Annotated in this window: 12 protein-coding genes; 6 read left to right on the top strand and 6 right to left on the bottom strand. The window is 43.6% G+C overall.

From position 1 onward, the window contains the following. Positions 1–368: 368 nt before the first annotated feature. From ACFEL9_RS21120 to ACFEL9_RS21095, 6 genes are all read right to left on the bottom strand, one after another. Positions 369–764, bottom strand: coding sequence for a hypothetical protein (locus tag ACFEL9_RS21120; protein WP_385894326.1), 396 nt, complete (start codon positions 762–764; stop codon positions 369–371). Positions 765–977: 213 nt separating this feature from the next. Beyond that, positions 978–3,128 (bottom strand): chitobiase/beta-hexosaminidase C-terminal domain-containing protein, encoded by a 2,151-nt coding sequence (locus tag ACFEL9_RS21115; RefSeq protein WP_385894324.1) that lies wholly within the window; start codon positions 3,126–3,128, stop codon positions 978–980. 5 nt (positions 3,129–3,133) lie between these two features. After that, on the bottom strand, positions 3,134–3,922 hold the full coding sequence (locus ACFEL9_RS21110; RefSeq protein ID WP_385894323.1) for a chitobiase/beta-hexosaminidase C-terminal domain-containing protein: 789 nt from the start codon (positions 3,920–3,922) through the stop codon (positions 3,134–3,136). Between the two features lie 261 nt (positions 3,923–4,183). Beyond that, positions 4,184–5,215 (bottom strand): 6-bladed beta-propeller, encoded by a 1,032-nt coding sequence (locus tag ACFEL9_RS21105; protein ID WP_385894321.1) that lies wholly within the window; start codon positions 5,213–5,215, stop codon positions 4,184–4,186. A 191-nt stretch (positions 5,216–5,406) separates the two neighbouring features. Beyond that, the gene (locus tag ACFEL9_RS21100) at positions 5,407–6,852 is read right to left on the bottom strand and encodes a DUF1501 domain-containing protein (RefSeq protein WP_385894319.1); all 1,446 of its coding nucleotides are present in this window, start codon (positions 6,850–6,852) and stop codon (positions 5,407–5,409) included. 293 nt (positions 6,853–7,145) lie between these two features. Further along, positions 7,146–9,464, bottom strand: a complete 2,319-nt coding sequence (locus ACFEL9_RS21095; RefSeq protein ID WP_385894317.1) for a PSD1 and planctomycete cytochrome C domain-containing protein — start codon at positions 9,462–9,464, stop codon at positions 7,146–7,148. Positions 9,465–9,701: 237 nt separating this feature from the next. On the opposite strand from ACFEL9_RS21095, the gene ACFEL9_RS21090 reads away from it, so the two are divergent. The 6 genes from ACFEL9_RS21090 to ACFEL9_RS21065 all read left to right on the top strand — a co-directional run bounded on the left by ACFEL9_RS21090 (position 9,702) and on the right by ACFEL9_RS21065 (position 19,485). Then, positions 9,702–11,066, top strand: coding sequence for an alpha-L-fucosidase (locus tag ACFEL9_RS21090; protein WP_385894316.1), 1,365 nt, complete (start codon positions 9,702–9,704; stop codon positions 11,064–11,066). 151 nt (positions 11,067–11,217) lie between these two features. After that, positions 11,218–13,959 (top strand): DUF1553 domain-containing protein, encoded by a 2,742-nt coding sequence (locus tag ACFEL9_RS21085; protein WP_385894314.1) that lies wholly within the window; start codon positions 11,218–11,220, stop codon positions 13,957–13,959. Between the two features lie 335 nt (positions 13,960–14,294). Next, entirely contained in the window at positions 14,295–15,656 is a 1,362-nt protein-coding gene (locus ACFEL9_RS21080; protein WP_385894313.1) for a Gfo/Idh/MocA family protein, read from the top strand. A gap of 63 nt (positions 15,657–15,719) precedes the next feature. Continuing rightward, complete coding sequence (locus ACFEL9_RS21075; RefSeq protein ID WP_385894311.1) at positions 15,720–16,436, top strand: 3-keto-disaccharide hydrolase; 717 nt, start codon at positions 15,720–15,722, stop codon at positions 16,434–16,436. A 312-nt stretch (positions 16,437–16,748) separates the two neighbouring features. Continuing rightward, on the top strand, positions 16,749–18,365 hold the full coding sequence (locus tag ACFEL9_RS21070) for a DUF1501 domain-containing protein (protein WP_385894309.1): 1,617 nt from the start codon (positions 16,749–16,751) through the stop codon (positions 18,363–18,365). A 187-nt stretch (positions 18,366–18,552) separates the two neighbouring features. After that, positions 18,553–19,485, top strand: a complete 933-nt coding sequence (locus ACFEL9_RS21065) for a sugar phosphate isomerase/epimerase family protein (protein WP_385894307.1) — start codon at positions 18,553–18,555, stop codon at positions 19,483–19,485. Positions 19,486–19,529 lie beyond the last annotated feature (44 nt).

The raw sequence follows: 19,529 nt of genomic DNA, 5'->3' as shown, positions 1-19,529 counted from the left end.
AAATATCGGAGACGGCAGCACCGCCGGCATCACCGGGGTACCATACATCCACTACACTGTTTACTTTATCCAGCCAGAATCGAGTTTCCAGCGAGCTGAAAAAGAGGAGTCGGTTAGAAACGTTGATATACATTTTTGGTTCGAATTCGCTATCCCTTGCCCGGGAGTATCAAACATAATAGCATGCGAAATAAGTAGGAAAATCAAAGGTTGTTTCATTACTGTATTTTTTGACGAGAGCTATCACTGATAAGTCAACGCTAACGTTTTAAGGCGTACCGGTGTTGGCATTGAATTTAACTTTGGGGTTGGTGTTTTTCACCAATCGCACTATTCGAGTTATTTTGTAATCAATAGTGCATAGGGGGTCATTTGATTTCTTTCAGGTCGTCCTCTTCAGTTTGATAATAGACTTCAAACTTGTCTTTCGTCATAGTCCCAATCGGCGAATTCAAAGCCTTTTTTATTGCCTTTACTACTATGTCATCAAAATCGTAAGCGTTGTCATTTTCTTGCCAAAGATTTTCAAGTTCAATCCAGATTCCTTTTTCGTCAAAGGCTTCATCTGCCCTGCGGTCATATTCAGAAATGAAAATATGACCATTTGTTGCATCAATAAATAATAAAATTTGCCGATTGCTAATAATCTCTTCTTTGTTAAGTCGTTCAAGAACAAGTTCTAAGTCAGCTTTTAATTCATTAGCAGTTGTCGCTACTGATTCGAATGTCAGGAAGGGTAAATTATTATCTTGTTTCCAGGTCATATTGAATGGGCTATTCAAAAATATACGAAAGTTGTTACCATCCAAATGGTCGAAACAATTGTCTCAACAGCAAGTTTGCAATTGCTTAAAAAAAGCGAAAGTTTTCTGATCAAAAAAAATCGCCAATACAATTGGTATCGATAATTTCTACTACCTGGAATACGAAAAGGAATTGCGTTTCACTCGCTACTGACAACTCACTAATCACCAGCATTAATTCACCAACACCTCATCCACAAATATCCAACCCTTATCACCTTTGCCCTGGTGCCAGGATGGGAGTTTGGCAACAGGTGTCACCACGAGCTTAAGATATTTTACCGGAGCCGTATGGAGTTTGCACTCAAAACCCTTGGTATAAGTGGATCTCATCTTTTTTGGCTGTTCGGGTTGCATTCGGCCGATCAACTTTAAATCTTTTGCATCATTACCGCCAAATACTTCTATCGTTTGCGCCGGCATGATATAGCTGCCGATATCGATCAGCGAACTCAGCGTAATGCTTTGTACCGGTTCAGGTTTGGCCAGTTCCAATAAACATTCCATCCGGTTTTCCCGGTATGCTACCCAGCCACCAAAGCGAAAATCGGCTTCACCTTTTTCCCGGTTGATGAGCAGCTTGCCTTTTTCATCGATGTATTTGCTGTCAGGCCTTGTCAGGTAAATAACAGTATCTGCTGTGTACCCGGTTTTATAAAAATTCGCTTCAATGATATCACTGCTGGCCCAGCCGGCTTTAAACGCCTTTGCTTTGAGATGGCTGCTACCACTGATGGTTTCATCACCTTTGAATACGGGTGATTGAAGACTGTCGGGATCGGTGCCATCCGTGGTGTAACGGATCGTTGTGCCCTGGATATAATGTTTTAGTTTAAGCGGAATGGCAGCGGAAATAAAACTTTCTTCATTCAGCAATACCGGTGGCGACAATTTCATGATAGTGGTATCGCCTTTATAACCGGTTTCAAAACGAATATGGCTGAACTTCTTTTGCAGCTGCTCTATGTCCCTGGTGTTTAGCGGCGTGTTCCAGGTATATACTGTTTTTAATTCGGGAAAATTTTGCAATTGCGCCAGGTCCCGGGCGGTCACTGTGGTTCCCGATAGAGTAAGCGTATGTAGAAATTTTAATTTTTTTAAACTGGCTAAACCGGCACCTGTCACCTGTGTAAAGGCCAGGTTGAGCCGGCGAAGATTTTCAAAATCACTAATCAGTTCAAGGTCCTTATCCTTCACGGGCATTTTCGCCAGGTCGAGGTTGACGATTTGTTTTTTTATTTTATTCAGCTCTTTGAGCTGGTCAACCGTAAAGAGATTGCTATGGAAAAAATTAACGGCCAGTGCCGGTGACCCCAGCGCTTCATTGCTGACAACGCGGTTCACGGTGTTCAGCTTCCGGACATCAGCAGGATCGGCTTCATCAAAATCATAGGTGGCTACTTCGATAGCGGTAAATGTTTTAACAGCCAGTTGGTGCAAAGTATCGGTGGGTGAAAGATCGGCAACTCTTAAATTAAGGTCAGCGCCTTTGCGGATCCATTGCGTCATGATGGCGATTTCATCTTCGGTTAACTGCGGCTTACCCTTCGGTGGCATATGTTTTCTTGCGTCCAATGGTAAATGCACCCGGCGCAACATTAAACCCAAATCGGCTTCTGTGCTATCCCAAAGCGGCCCGCTTTTTCCTCCTTTCAACAGCAGTTCTTCTGATTCCATGATCAACTCACCCTTGGCTTTTTTACTGTTGTGGCAGGATTCACATTTTGCTTCCAGGATGGGTTTTACCATGTCAGTAAATACCACGGCTTCTTCCAGCGATACGATGGCTGGCTTTATCTCCGGCATGATGGGAGCCAGTAAAAAATTCTCTCCATGCGTAATGCCGGCTCCCTGGTGACCTGTGAAAAGTATTAGAACTAAAGCGAAAGCTGATGTAAGAACAGAACCAATTTTTTTTGCATGGAACTGTTTATTGAAACTATACCACAGCAAGGCGAAAACAGAAACAGCTACGCCACCCCATTTATGCCATGACAACGCTTCGGGATCATAACCTTCTTCTTTGGATAAAAACAAACCCATCAGCGAGGTGATAACAGCCGTGAAGGCAGCGAATAACAATAGCAGTTCTGTTGAGTTGCTGTAGGAATCATCACTACTGGTTCTATTTGGTGGACGAACAACCACAGCGATAGCATATAACACAATTAATACAAGCGGGAAATGCAATAGCAACGGATGCATGCGACCGGTAACCTGCAGCCAGGCGGGAACGGACAATTTGCTTTCAAAAAACAATAAAAATACCAGCAGGCAGTTGAGAGCCAGTGATGCATTGAACAAATAGTTTTTCCAGCGTTGCATGTGTATCAATATACTTTTATTTCATCAAGGAAGAGCCAGCCATGATTGCCTTTGCCATTATGCCAGCCGGGAATTTTTTTCAGCGGAAAGAAAACCAGTTTTAATTGCTTTGTTGTAACAGCCATCGAAGGTTGTATCTCACGGATATTAACCTGTTTCGGTCCCGGTTCATCAAATTGGAATGTTTCTTTACCGAGCGGCAAAAAAGCTTTTTGCTGATCGTTAAAATAGTACACCAGTATTTGCTCGGGCAAAAAGATCCAGCTGTTTTCATCCTGCAGCAGGCTGATCAGCACCTTGCTGACCGATTCCTTTTTTTGTAATTCAATACCAACGGTGACCGTATCATTATCAAAGCCCACCCAGCTACCTGAACGGTAATTGACCTGGCCGCCGATATTATCGTGCAAAATATTCGCCTTGCTGTTGGCATAGGATTCGTTGGGTTTTGAATAGATTGCCTGCTTAATCTTTTTGCCTTCGGTAATAAATGAAGCCGTCACTGTTTCAGATGGCAGATAGTCGTTGCCAAAGGCTTTTACTTTCACCAGCGTTTTTTGGGTGATAGGTATAGGATTCGAATAAAGCCGATCTTTTTCGGTGGGTTCATTACCGTTTACTGTATAGCGAACTTCAGCCCCGGGTTGGTTAAAGATAACTTCCAACGATGTTTTACCCGAAAAGAAACCCGACTCATATTTTAACATGGGCGGCGCCAGTTGAAACTTTTGCTGACCGAAGCTTTCCTGGAAACTCAATAAAATTAATACAGGTGTCAGAAGGATTATTTGCATGTATTGAATATGTGGCCTCGAAAAAAGGGCGTTAAGAAAATTACGGAACAAGCCGTTAAAAACGCAGCGCTGTTTGATCCGCCGAAGGCGGAGAGTTCGCTGCGTTTAGGCTTGTGAAGTAATTTTTAGCCCTTTTTTTCGTCCCGATAGCTATCGGGAGACTTTTTTTGTTTCTTTTTTGTGTCAAGACAAAAAAGAAAGGAAGTACAGGATATATCGTTCGGCTAAAATTGAAATCAAAAAGTAGTACAACCCGTTTTCTCATATCGGCGACAATTTATAAGGATACACATGACCTGAATTCCACTGGGCCACATAGAGATTGTCTTCATCGTCTATGCATACATCATGCGGGTATTGAAACACTTTTACAGTTTGATACATTTCTTCCGGTTTATTACCGGTATAAGCCGGCAGGTTACCACCGAGGTTGGAAACAACTTTATAATTTTTATCGAGGATCAACACAAAACCGGATTTTTCGTCGAGCCGGGCATTGGTTTGTAACACGGCCACATATAAATAATCACCATGAACAACGGGTCGACAAACCCAGGCGCCGGGCAGGGGAATGGTATCAATATATTTACCTTCCATCGTGTATCGCTTGAACGCATTCTGCACTCTCGATGTCACAATTAAACAGGGATTGTTTTTATCCCGGTTATCGATGCAGACGCCATGCGTGTTGACGACATATTGGTCACCCTCGCCACGACCGGCGAAGTGGCGGATATAATTTCCTTTGTAGTCATACTGTATCACAAAATCTTTTCCATACCCATCAGCTACATAGATATCACCATTAGGAGCAATGATGGTTTCGGTGGGAACATATTCATCGGCCTTAGCGTATTGCCCCGTTTCTTTGGGATAATTCAGCGTCATCAATACTTTTCCATCCACGGTTGTTTTGATTACCTGGTGGAGGTTGTTGTCGCAGATAAATAAAACATCCTGGCCATTTTCATTGAACAGGGTAAGACCATGTGCACCGGGATATTCATGTCCCCAACTGCTGAGCAGTTGTCCACCCTTATCATAGATGAGCACATTGTTTTTTGTTTCATTCGTGAGCAGGATGATGCGGCCCAGTTTGTCCTGTACCATCTCATGACAATCTTTTACCGGGAATTGCGCCGCATTTGCCTGGCTCCAACTGGTGTTGATACGGTAGCGTTTGTTGTTGTGACCGAGAATAGTTTCGGGTGTTGCGCCACGCAGAATAGCCGGTGCATACAACATGCCTGCTGCTGCAATGGAACTTTGTTTTATGAATTGTTTGCGGTTCATTGGCCTCTCCCTCCTTCTCCCTCCCCCAAAGTGAGGGAGCGGTGCTTTATATCTTTAATTATTTTCATATCTATCACATCATCTTCATATCGCTGCCCAGCATTTTCGAAGACTCCGATAATAAGTTGAGTCTTTGAAAAGCGAGGGTGCGTGTTGGTGGTCCCGACAATACGTCGGGATCGGGATGGGCTTTACGTTATTATCCCCCTCACCACTTCACCCGATACATCGGTCAGCCTGTATCGCCGTCCCAAATGTTTAAACGTTAACTGTTCATGGTTAAGGCCCATCAGGTGAAGGATCGTTGCATGAAAGTCGTGAACATGTACAGGGTCTTTGGCAATGTTATAACCAAACTCATCTGTTTCGCCATACACACCAGGTTTTACACCACCGCCTGCCATCCACACGGTAAAGCATCTCGGGTGATGGTCCCTTCCATAATTCTCCTTTGTCAATATACCCTGGCAATAGTTAGTGCGGCCAAATTCGCCACCCCATATCACCAGTGTTTCATCGAGCAGGCCACGTTGCTTCAGATCGGTGATCAGCGCTGCAGAGGCCTGGTCAACATCTTTACATTGTCCTTTTATTTGATCGGGTAAATTATCATGGCCATCCCAACCCTGGTGATACAACTGCACAAAGCGAACACCATTCTCTGACAATTTTCTTGCAAGCAAACAATTGGCGGCATAGGTGCCTGGTGTCAAACAATCGGGACCATAGAGCTTGATGATATCTTCCGGCTCTTTGCTCAGATCGGTAATATCGGGCACGGCTGTTTGCATGCGATACGCCATTTCGTATTGCTGCACTTTGGTATTGATCTCGGGATCACCAAATTCCTTGTACGACTCTTCATTCAATGCCGCCAGTTTATCCAGCATTTTTCTTCGATCATCTTTATCGATGCCTTCGGGATTGTTCAAATACAATACAGGATTTTCACCGCTGCTGAATTGCACACCCTGGTGTATGGAATCTAAAAAACCATTGGTCCATAGTTTGGAATACACTCCCTGTCCATTGCCTTTTCCTTTTGATAACAACACACAGAAAGCTGGCAAATTTTTATTCTCACTTCCCAGTCCATAACTCAGCCAGGATCCCATGCTGGGCCTGTTACCTACCTGTGCACCGGTTTGGAAAAACGTCAATGCCGGATCATGATTGATGGCTTCGGTAAACATGGTTTTGATGATGCAAAGGTCATCCACCACTTTAGAGGTATGCGGTAACAACTCACTGATCCAGGCTCTTGACTGCCCGTATTGATTGAATTGGAAAATACTTCCGGCCAGCGGGAATTTTTCTTGATTGGCCGTCATACCCGTTAGTCGTTGACCCATGCGGATGGATGCCGGCAGATCTTCGCCATGCATTTTTTTCAGCATCGGTTTGTAATCAAACAAGTCGAGCTGCGAAGGGGCGCCATTCTGGAACAGGTAAATGATGCGCTTGGCCTTTGGTGCAAAGTGGGGCAGGCCCGTCATCACCATTTCTTCTTCACTGCCGCCAAAAAGATCCGGTATCAATAAAGATCCCAATGCCACTCCACCAATGCCCAACCCAAGCCGGGAAAGAAATTTTCGCCGGTTGATGGTTAGTGCATATTCAAGAATTTCTTTTTTCATAATTTTTTTATTTAACCAACGGTGGTCTTTCATGGCATCTTTGTTGCGCCTGCCTGCCGGCAAAGGCAGGTCGCACCTTTCATCGTACGGAACACGGCCTCATCCCTCTTATCCCTTCTCCCAAAGAGAAAGGACGGTGCTGCATATCTTTAATGATCTTCATAACTACCACATCAACTTTATAACGCTACCCATCACTTTTGGAGATACTGAATACTATCAGAGTTTCCAAAAAGCGGGGGCTGTGTGTTGGTGGCCTTCCCTATGGGGGAAGGTCGGGATGGGGCCGGCCTTTACTTCACTATCGCCTCTTCCATATTATAAATCGTGTTGATCACTTTCATCAATGCTGCAGTCTGATTAGCGTCTAGTTTTTTATTCATAGGGTATTCACCCACTTTTAAGGTGACGGCTGCATTTAATTTTTTTTGCTGAAATAAGGGTAACTGTTCATTATAATAATCTTCCAGCAGTTTGGTTTCGTTTTCCGATGGCTGGCGGCAAATGATCCGCCGGAAAGCCGTTGTGATTTTTTCCTTTGCAGCAGATTGCTCTTCTAATAGCGATTGTGCTAATACTCTTGAAGCCTCCAATATAGCCGGATCATTCATCATGATCAATGCTTGCAGTGGCGTATTGGTTTGTAATCTTTTTACTTCGCATTGGTCACGGTTGCTGGCGTCAAACATGATCATGCCCGGTGGCGGCACGGTTAGTTTGATAAAGTTGTAAAGGCCACGGCGATAAAGTGCTTCGTCATGATCCTGCTTGTATCTCGCCAATACACCGCGGCCGGATGAAGCGAGTTCCCAAATGCCTTTGGGCTGGTACGGTTTTACACTCGGTCCGCCAATGGTTTTGTTCAGCAGGCCACTGCTGGCTAAATACATGTCTCTCACAAACTCTGCTTTCAACCGTTGGCGGGGCGCTCTTGATAAATAAACATTCTCCGGATCTTTTTTCAACTGTGCATCCGAAACTTTTGCTGATTGCCGGTAAGTGGCCGACATAGTGATTTGTTTTATCAACCGCTTGATATCCCAATGATGCTCCATAAAATCAACCGCCAGCCAATCCAGTAATTCAGGATGTGATGGCAATTCGCCCTGCATACCAAAGTCGCCGGAAGTTTTGACCAAACCTCGTCCAAAAAGCTCCTGCCATATTTGATTGACAAAGACTCTTGCTGTCAATGGATTCTTTTTGTCCACTGTCCACTTTGCCAGCCCAAGACGATTGCGGGAATATTTGGTGGTATCAAATTGCATGACTGCTTTTACTGCGGCTGCTTTTACTTCTTCACCCGGCTGATCATATACGCCACGGTTCAGTAAATAGGTTTTGCGCAGTGAATCTCTTTCACCCATTACCGATACCGTCAATGCTGTCGTGTCGGTTGCATTGACAAACGCAAGAATGTCTTTTCTGTCTTCTGCACTGATCGTAAGGGTCGGTTTTTTTGCCGGCTTTGAAACGCTTACATCTCCTTCATAACCTACTTCCCTGGTATTATTAAAAAAGGCGAGCAGTGAATAATAATCTTTTTGCGAAAAGGGATCATATTTATGATCATGACACTGGGCACATTCCATCGTAATGCCTAAAATTCCTTTGCTGTATGTTTTTGTTTTATCCAGTAAATATTCAATACGGTATTCTTCATCGATCACACCACCTTCTTCCGTGTATTTATGATTGCGGAAAAAACCAGTGGCCAATATTTTTTCTTTACCGGAGTCGGGCAGCATATCTCCGGCTATCTGCCAGGTGAGAAATTGATCATAGGGAATATTTTTATTAAAAGCATGAATCACCCAATCACGCCAGGGCCATTGTGTGCGGATATTATCATCCTGGTAGCCGTAGCTGTCTGCATAACGGGCCACATCCATCCAATGCACTGCCATCTTCTCTCCATATTGTGGTGTTTGTAAAAGTGCATCTACCATTTTTTCATACGCATTGGCTGATTTATCAGCTATGAACTGATCCATCATGCTTACAGATGGCGGCAATCCGGTAATGTCAAAACAAATACGCTTCAGCAATCTTTCCTTATCTGCTTCTTCGTTGGGCGTTAGTTTTTTTTCATTCAATTTATTGAGAATGAAATAGTCGATTTCATTCTTCACCCAATCTTTACCGTTTACTTCCGGCAATTCCGTTTTTACCGGAGCAGTGAAAGCCCAGTGCGATTCATATTTACCCCCCTGCTGTATCCATTTTTTGAAAAGCTTTATTTCATAGGCTGATAGCGCACCCAAATGCGATTCGGGTGTGGGCATCATATAGGATGTGTCTTCGCTTGAAATTCTTTTATACAGTTCCGATTGTTCGGGCTTGCCAGGTACAATGGCAAAAGCACCCTTGGTTTCTTTTAAAGGGGCAAAAGCACTATCAGGAATATCAAGTCTTAAACCAGCTTCACGGTGACTGCCATCCGGGCCATGGCATTTAAAACATTTATCAGAAAGAATAGGACGGATGTGGAAGTTATAACTAACTGTTTTTGGTAGAGCAGGATCACCATCGCTTTTATTTCTAAAGCAGGAAACTGCACCTGTAACAACAGCACTTATCAGGATTGTGCAAGCAACTAATCGTCCTTTCATGAAAAAAGGAAAGTTTGTCTGGTAAGTTAAATAAATTTTAGCGGTCTCTACTTTTTTGGAGTAGTTAATATTGTAGAGATAAGAATATTTTTAAAGAATTGCTGTCAAAAATGCTGGTAAAACGATTGCGCAAAATAAAAGAACTGTTTTATTATCATGATCGGGGGATAATTTGCAGTGTAATATTTCGAGTGTTTGATAAATAAGATCTTCTGCGATTTGCAAATAAAATTTTACATGCGAATTTTTTCATTAATCACCTTATTGGTTGTGCATCTTTCAGCATCGTATGCGCAACAACGATATGAACCCAACTGGGAATCATTGAGTAAACGACCTATTCCGCAATGGTTTACCAATGCCAAATTTGGCATCTTTATTCACTGGGGTTTATACAGTGTGCCATCATGGGCCACCAATTCCAATGCCGATGGTTTTGGCAGCAATTATGCGGAATGGTACTGGGAGCGGTTAAATAATAAAAAGCTCAAGATCCATAAAGAGTTTGTTGACTTTCATGAAAGAACATACGGCCCGAACTTTAAGTACCAAGACTTTGCACCACTATTTAAATGCGAACTATTCAATCCCGATCAATGGGCCGAAGTGTTTAAAAATGCCGGCGCCAAATATGTAGTGCTCACCAGCAAGCATCATGATGGATTTGCTTTATGGCCCAGTCGTGAATCATGGAACTGGAATGCCGTGGATGCTGGCCCGCATCGTGATGTGGCCGGCGATCTCACCAGCGCTGTAAAGAAAGCAGGTTTGCATATGGGATTTTATTATTCGCTGTATGAGTGGTACAATCCATTATACAAGCAGGATGTAAAAAAATATGTGGATCAGCATATGTTGCCACAGTTAAAAGATTTGGTGATGCGTTATTCCCCTGATATTATCTGGCCCGATGGTGAATGGGATCAATCAGATACTGTTTGGCGCAGCCGTGAATATTTAAGTTGGTTATACAATGAATCCCCGGTGAAGAATACAATTGTCACCAACGACAGGTGGGGTGGTGGTCGCAACAATGGCGGATTTTCTACGACAGAATATGGAAGCGGAAGATCAAGTTTGGAGAAGCCATGGGAAGAATGCCGGGGTATCGGTGAATCATTTGGTTTTAACCGAAATGAAAACCTGGAGCAATATGCGAGTAGTGAAAAGCTGGTGCATATGTTAATTGACATTGTATCAAGAGGTGGTAATTTATTGTTGAACATTGGACCGGCTGCTGACGGCACCATACCCGTAATCATGCAACAACGGTTAAAAGATATGGGCGACTGGTTGAAAGTGAATGGCGAAGCGATTTATGAGACCACCGCATGGAAAGAAGCGCCAAAAAATAAATCAGCCGATATATTTTTTACAAGGAAAGGAAATGACCTGTATGTGATCACGGCTAAATGGAAAAATGAAATACAGCTGGATGGAATCAGGAGCGTTAAAAACATCACGATGCCGGGTTTTGCGGGCGCCATTCGTTATAAAAATAACGGCGGCAAGCTGGTGATCACAGCGCCGGCTTTAAATCCGGGTAATAATCCGTGCAATTATGCCTGGGTTTATAAATTGGTCAACGCATTGAAAAAATAATAGATGCATTTATCGCTATGCAACGGCCTGAAATAAAAATTATAAGCAAACGTTTGACTTGATTTCCGTGGTAAAAGAGCAGTCAAAATCCGTAACTTTAAACGATTAGGGGTGTTTATCCTCAAGACATATTTACTACCAGGTTGCCATTATGAATTTTCATTTGAATAAAAAGTTACTGCTTGTTATTGGATTATTAGTAGCTGCTTTTATCGGTTACAAATTTTTGCTGCCGGGAAAAGAGGTAGATTTCAGTGCCGACGTAAAACCTATTCTCAATAAAAAATGTATTGCCTGTCATGGTGGTGTAAAGGCAAAAGCAGGTTTTAGTGTGTTGTTCCGGGAAGACGCCCTGGCAAAAACCGAATCAGGTAAGCCGGCGATTGTTCCAGGTGATCCGGAAGGCAGCGAAATGATCCGCCGTATTACCATTAACGATCCCGAAGAAAGAATGCCATATAAGCATGATCCGTTGAGTAAAGATGAAATAAACATATTGAAAAGATGGATCAAACAGGGAGCAAAGTGGGGTGATCACTGGGCTTATTTGCCGGTGGCCAAAACAGAAGTGCCGGATGAAGATGATAAATGGATCCGCAATGATGTCGATAAATTCATTTTTGACAAACTGGGTGATGAAGGATTAAAACCATCGAAGGAAGCAGGCAAGCCTACGCTATTAAGAAGAGTGAGTCTTGATCTGATCGGCATGTATCCTTCTTCGGCAGTGGCGCAACAATATTTAAAAAGCACGGATGATAAAAGTTATGAAGTGTTGGTAGATTCTTTATTAGCATCACCGCATTTTGGGGAAAGATGGGCCTCGCTATGGCTCGACCTTTCCCGCTATGCCGACACCAAAGGTTATGAGTCGGATGGTGGACGTACTATCTGGAAATACAGGGACTGGCTGATCAATTCATTCAATGAAGACAAATCTTATGATCAATTCTTAACCGAGCAGATCGCCGGTGATCTGCTGCCTGATCCGACCGATGCCCAATATATCGCCACGGCTTTCAGCCGCAACTCGATGACCAATGATGAAGGCGGTACGGATAACGAAGAGTTCAGGACCGCTGCAGTAATGGACAGGGTCAACACTACCTGGGAATCATTGATGAGCACTACGTTTGCCTGCGTACAATGTCATAGTCATCCTTACGATCCTTTCCGGCATGATGAATATTATAAATTCCTCGCTTTTTTTAATAATACAAGAGATGAAGATGTACCCGGTGAGTACCCATTGCTGAAAAATTTTGATGACACGATGAAACTGCAGTTGGATAAAGTGGTGAATTGGGTAAGGGAATATGGCTCCGCGCAAGAGGCAAAAAAAACGAAGAAGTTTTTACTTACCGGGCAGCCTGCCACTAACTCTACTACCGCTGATAAAATTAAAAATGGTGTCATTGGGAATAACAACTATGCGCTGATGTTTCGCAATCATGCTTCGGCAAGGTTAAAAAATGTCGATCTTCAAAACGCCGGACAAATGATCTGGAATTTTTATTCCAACCGCAAAAACGGCGTCTTAAAGGTGCACATTGATTCTACGGCCGGGCCGGTGATTGCCACTGTCAGTATCAAAGCGGCTGATAAATGGAGACGAGAGTTTGTTGAAATGACTACGCAATCAGGGGTGCATGATGTATATCTCACTTATGAGAATCCCAGTTTGCCGGAACAGACGGAAGAGTTTGCTGTCGTCTTTGATTGTTTTGCTTTCATACCACAGTTGCCTGGTAAAGGAATAGCTGGTTACGAACATATTAAGAAATCATTTTGGGATTTGGTTAATGCAGATGTAACGTCTACTCCGATCATGGTGGAAAATCCTTCCAACTTTTGGCGGAAGACCCATGTATTTGAAAGAGGCAATCAAAAAACATTGGGTAAAGAAGTGGAGCCGGCGATTCCAAAATCATTAAGTTTTGCGATGCCGGCCAATGCACCTAAAAACCGGTTGGGTCTTGCCATGTGGCTGACGGATAAAAAAAATCCGTTGGTATCAAGAACGATGATCAACCGTCTCTGGGAACAATTATTTGGTGCCGGTATTGCCGAAACGCTGGAAGATATGGGCACACAGGGTATTCCGCCAACTCATAAAGAACTATTGGATCATCTTTCCTGGAAGCTGATGAATGATCACCAGTGGAGTATCAAAAAAGCATTGAAAGAAATAGTAATGAGTGCAACCTACCGGCAGGACTCAAAACTGACCGATGAGCTGAAACAAAAAGATTTGTCGAATAAATTGTATGCAAGAGGGCCAAGAGTAAGACTGAGTGCAGAACAACTGCGTGATCAACATTTGTGTATTAGTGGTGAAATGAGCCCCAAAATGTTTGGCCCCGGTGTGATGCCATGGCAACCGGAAGGCATTTGGTTATCGCCCTACAATGGTGCGAGGTGGGAGAATAGCAAAGGTGAAGATCAGTACCGGCGTGCTGTATATACCTACTGGAAAAGAACCGCACCTTATCCTTCCATGATCAGTTTCGATGGTGTGCAACGGGTGCTTTGCACCGCCCGCCGTGTTCGTACCAATACTCCTTTGCAGGCGTTGGTTACTTTGAATGACTCGGCTTATTTGGATATGGCCCGTCATTTTGCTTACCGGATGAAAAAAGAAGCTGGCAGCAACGATGTACAACAGCAAATTGCCAAAGGTTACGAGCTCATGTTGTATAAACCAATGCCTGCTGCCACGCAAAAGATATTTGTTGATCTGTATAACGAGGCTTTGAATGAATTTAAAGGGGATGAAATGAAAACCTGTGAAATGATCGGGGTGAATGGTGAACATACCAATGCTTCTACCGCGGCATTGGTTGTAGTAGCGAATGCCATGATGAATTTGGATGAAGTGGTGACGAAGAATTAGTCTGAACGGGGATTTATTGGATTGATGGGATTTTGAGGATATATATGAAATTATCTTGGCAATCTTACCACCATGGGGGTTTGGGTTTGACAGCGGGACTTGTAATGGAGTTAACGAGCGCCGATAGGTGCGTTATTCTGGTAGAGAAAATAGTAAAGATTAGTTGAGCACCGGAGGTGCGCCATATTGGTAGCGAAAGTCAGCATAGCATGTAAATGAGCTCCGTAGGAGCGATATATGTTGGTTACAGTTTTGAAGTTATAGACATTACCCTAACTCAAGCAAACAACAATTAAATAGCAAAATTCGGTAAGAAAAAAATAAAACGTAAACTAATGAGCAAGCAATCATCCAGAAGAAATTTCATTCAAAAGTTCACGACAGGAGTTGTTGGAGCTGCACTGGTTCCGGAAGTATTAAAAGCGGCTGACCCTGCAGCAAGAATTGAAAGTTTGAAAAGACTACAGCAATACAGCGCAAACGATACTATTCAAATCGCACTAATTGGCGCAGGTGGTATGGGATTGGCAGATGCAAATACCGCCATTACTGTTCCCGGTGTAAAACTGGTAGCTGCCTGCGATCTGTATGATGGCCGTCTTGCTGATGCTAAAAGAATTTATGGCAACGATATTTTCACTACCCGTGATTACCGGGAAATATTGCAACGAAAAGATATTGATGCGGTCATCATAGCCACACCTGATCACTGGCACAAGGATATTTCTGTTGCTGCCATGAACAGTAGCAAGGCGGTGTACTGCGAAAAGCCCATGGTGCATGATATAACGGAAGGTAGTGCGGTGGTGGAAGCACAGGCAAAAAATAAAGTGGTATACGAAGTGGGCAGCCAGGGTGTGAGTTCGTTGGGTAACGAGAAAGCAAAAGAGCTGTTGGCGGCCGGTGCTATCGGTAAATTAAATTATGCAGAAGGATTTTGGGCCCGTAACTCTCCCGAAGGCGCCTGGCAATATAAAATTCCGGCGGATGCATCGGAGAAAACAGTTGACTGGAAAATGTTTTTAAATAAATACCCCGATCGTCCATTTGATGCAAAGCGTTTTTTCCGCTGGCGTTGTTACAGAGATTATGGCACCGGTGTATCCGGCGATTTGTTTGTTCATCTTTTCTCCAGCCTGCATTTTATTACCAATTCAAAAGGCCCTCAAAAGATCATGGCCATGGGTGGGTTGCGTTATTGGAAAGACGGTCGTGAAGTTCCTGATGTGCTGATGGGTATGTTTGATTATGCAGAAACACCGGAGCACCCCGCCTTCAATTTATCTCTGCGGGTAAATTTTGTAGATGGTACAGCAGACAGTACTTACCTGCGATTAGTTGGAAGTGAAGGCAGCATGAATGTAGAGTGGGATAAAGTAACCTTGAGCCGGAATAAAACTTATGCCGCTACAGATGATCCGCTGATGGCAACCAAGTTGAACAAGGATAACCCGGCAGCTTATGAGAGAAAGAAAATATTACCGCCCAATACAACCGTGTTTGAAGTAGAAAAAGGTTATAAGGGAGCGCATTTCGATCACTTCAATAATTTCTTTAACGCTATCCGTGACAAGAAATCAGTAACAGAAGACTCCTTATTCGGATTCAGGGCTGCAGCACCGGCATTGCTTTGCAACGATAGCTATTTTACGGACAAACCAGTGAAATGGGACCCGGTGAAATTGAAGATCGTTTAGTAGCGGTGAACGAGATTTTGAAAGTTTTTACAGCAAAAAAGTATTTACATTAAAAACAGACCGATGATAAAAAAAATAATTTTCGCAATCACCTTAACTGCAGGTAGTATGGCCTTATTTTCTTTCTACAAACAAAAAGACAACACGCTGACTAACGAAGAAAAGAAAGCAGGCTGGCAATTATTGTTTGATGGAAAAACCACTAACGGCTGGCGCATGTATCAAAACAAACCTGCCGATTGCTGGGGTGTAAAAAATGGCGAAATATACTGTAAGGGAAGTGAAACGGATAAAAGTGATCTGCGTGCAGATATCATTACCAAAGATCAGTTTGAAAATTTTGAATTATCGATCGATTGGAAAATTGCACCCAAGGGTAATAGCGGTATCATGTATCATGTGACGGAAGAGCAAAACGCTGCTTATCTCACCGGCCCGGAGTACCAATTGATTGATGATGAAGGTTATCCCGATAAATTGGAGGATTGGCAAAAGACCGGTGCTGATTACGCCATGTACACTGCAACAAAGAATGCCGCCAAACCCGTCGGCGAATACAACACGACAAAGATTGTGGTGAAAGGTGCGCATCGTGAACATTGGCTGAATGGCGTGAAAGTAGTAGAGTTTGAAGCCTGGTCGGATGATTGGAAAAAAAGGAAATCAGAAGGAAAATGGAAGGATACACCGTCGTATGGCATGGCGAAGAAAGGTTATATCTGTTTGCAGGATCATGGTAGCGGAGTGTGGTTTAAGAATATTAAGTTGAGGAAGCTGTAACCCCTAAATCCCTAAAGGGACATGCTGAGCACAGGACCCGCTTTTAGACGATGCAGTATTTATTGCGGGGTTTTCAAGTGATGAGTAGAGACCTTACCTAACTCTCCATCCTTCGACAGGCTCAGGAGAGAGGAACAGCTCACAGCCCCTGCCTACCGTCAGGCTGGCTTGCTTTTCGGAAACTGTGCAAAAAATTCGGAGGCGTCGCAAATGCTGAGTGGGGAACTGAAGCTGATGTGGTCGATATGAAGCTTGGGTTTGCAGAGAAGCGCCGTCCTTCTCCCTTGGAGAAGGATAAGAGGATGAGGTCTGATGATAAGCGAACAGAACCCTGAAGTGTGCGACTTGCCTTTGTCGGCAGACAGGCGCAACGAAGCCGATAGTAACACCGATGTTGGGTTCATAAAAAAGTTATACAACATGACGCAAAAAGAATTGCATGATCAGCGATTGTTGAAGGAAGCACAGGCTGCAACCATGCGAATGCATACCCGTCGCCATTTTCTCAAAGAAAGTGCCATGGGCCTGGGTGCATTGGCTATCGGTTCGTTATTGGGAAGTTGTGGCAGGGGGAAAACAGCAGTGCCATCGATAGCATTTGATCCGGCGCATCCGTTGTTGCCCAAGTCACCGCCATTTGTCGGCAAGGCCAGGAGTGTGATTTATTTGCATATGGCCGGCGCACCATCGCAGTTTGAATTGTTTGACTATAAACCCGAGTTGGCCAAGATGGATGGCCAGGATTGTCCGCAATCTTTCCTGGAAGGAAAACAATTTGCTTTCATCACCGGTGTGCCAAAGATGTTAGGTCCACAGGCAAAGTTTGCACAGCATGGCCAGAGTGGTGCATGGGTTAGTGAAAACTTACCGCATTTTGCAACTGTTGCCGATGAGGTGACTTTTTTAAAGGCTGTTACTACTGATCAGTTCAATCATGCACCTGCACAATTGCTGATGCATACAGGAAGCCCAAGGCTAGGTCGGCCAAGCATGGGTAGTTGGATTACTTATGGGCTGGGTACAGAAAATCAAAACCTGCCGGGCTTTGTGGTGCTTACCAGTGGCGGCAGTTTCCCGGATGCTGGTAAAAGTGTTTGGGGCAGTGGTTTTCTTCCCTCGGTGTACCAGGGGGTGCAGTGCCGCAGTGAAGGTGATCCTGTTTTATTTATCAAAGATCCTGATGGCATGAGCCGCGATTTGCGTAAAGCTTCTATTGATGCTATCAATAAAGCAAATCAACAGGAATATCAGGAATACAATGACCCTGAAATATTATCCCGCATTTCGCAATACGAAATGGCGTATCGCATGCAGATCACAGCGCCAGATGTGATGAATATAAATGATGAACCGCAATACATTCATGATATGTACGGTACCAAACCCGGTAAGGCCTGTTTTGCAAACAATGTGTTATTAGCCAGGAAACTCGTTGAGAAAGGAGTTCGTTATGTACAGTTGTTCGATTGGGGTTGGGATGCGCATGGAGATAATGCCAGCAATGCATTGAATATTGGTATCATTAATAAATATCGCAGTATCGATAAATGTATCACTGCCTTGTTACTCGACCTGAAGCAAAGAGGCTTACTCGAAGAAACATTGGTGGTATGGGGTGGTGAGTTTGGACGTACACCAATGATGGAAAATCGAAATGGAGCACAAAATCCATTCAAAGGTCGTGACCATCATACCGAAGCATTCACGATCTGGATGGCAGGTGGTGGTATTAAGAAAGGTTATACGCATGGAGAAACAGATGAAATTGGCTATAGTGCCGTAAGTGGCAAAGTGGATGCGTTCGATATCCAGGCAACGATCTTAAACCAGTTAGGATTTAATCACGAAGAGTTTACTTACCCGTTCCAGGGAAGGCCTTTCAGGCTGACAGATGTAGCAGGTAAAGTGATACAGGATATTATAGCATAGTCTGAACCGGGATTTGCCTACCGTCAGGCAGGTTTGTGGGATTGATGGGGTTGTGAGGAAATGAATACCAGATTTTTTTTCGAATTTGTAAGAAGTCTTGCTCCTTAAGGGTTATGGCCCTCTCCTTTGGAGAGGGGTTGGGGCGAGGTGAAACTTCAGATAATAATGAAATGATTTATTTTTCTCTATGAGTCAAAACAGAAGAACATTTATTCAAACCACCACGTCTGCTACTGCCGCTCTATTATTTTCCCCGCTAGATATTTTTGCTACACCTTATAAATCAGCCATAGTGAATAAAAACTTTGAATTAAAAATCCTGGCTACCAACTGGGGTTTTCATGGAACAACGGATCAGTTTTGCTCCGCTGCCAAAAAAGAAGGCTATGATGGAATAGAGATCTGGTGGCCCAATGAAGTAAAGGACCAGCAGGAACTTTTCGCAGCCTTAAAAAAACACTCCCTCGATGTGGGTTTTCTTTGCGGTGGGTGGCAACCCGATTTTAAAGAACATTTCGAGTTCTTCCGAAAAGTAACCATCGAAGCTGCTATGAACAATGTGCAGAAACCGCTGTATATAAACTGCCACTCCGGGCGAGATCATTTTAGTTTTGAACAGAATAGTGAGTTTGTTAATCACACGACGCAGCTTTCAAAGCAGTCAGGCATTACTATTTGCCATGAGAGCCACCGTTCGAGGATCATGTTTGCTGCGCATGTTACGCGGAAGTTTATGGAAAAATTTTCTGAGTTGAAATTGACCTTTGATGTGTCGCATTGGTGTAATGTGCATGAAAGTATGTTGGGTGATCAGAAGGAGACGGTAGAGATGGCACTACAAAGGACAGAACATATTCATGCCCGCATCGGTCATCCTGAAGGACCGCAGGTAAATGATCCCCGTGCACCGGAATGGGAAGAAATAGTTAAACAACATTTTGATTGGTGGGATAAAGTAGCTGAACGGAAAAAGAAAAACGGTGAACGAATGACCATCTTAACAGAATTTGGTCCGCCAGATTATATGGCCACTTTGCCTTATACCAGACAACCATTAGCTGATCAATGGGCGATTAATGTGCACATGATGAAATTGCTAAGAAAGAGATATGAAGTGTAGCTGCAATGCTAATCGGCTTTATGATTAAACTTAATAACTAAAAA

The sequence above is a fragment of the Terrimonas alba genome, from assembly GCF_042434975.1.
Taxonomy (GTDB): Bacteria; Bacteroidota; Bacteroidia; order Chitinophagales; family Chitinophagaceae; genus Terrimonas_B; species Terrimonas_B alba.
This window is presented reverse-complemented; position numbering and strand designations above follow the sequence as displayed.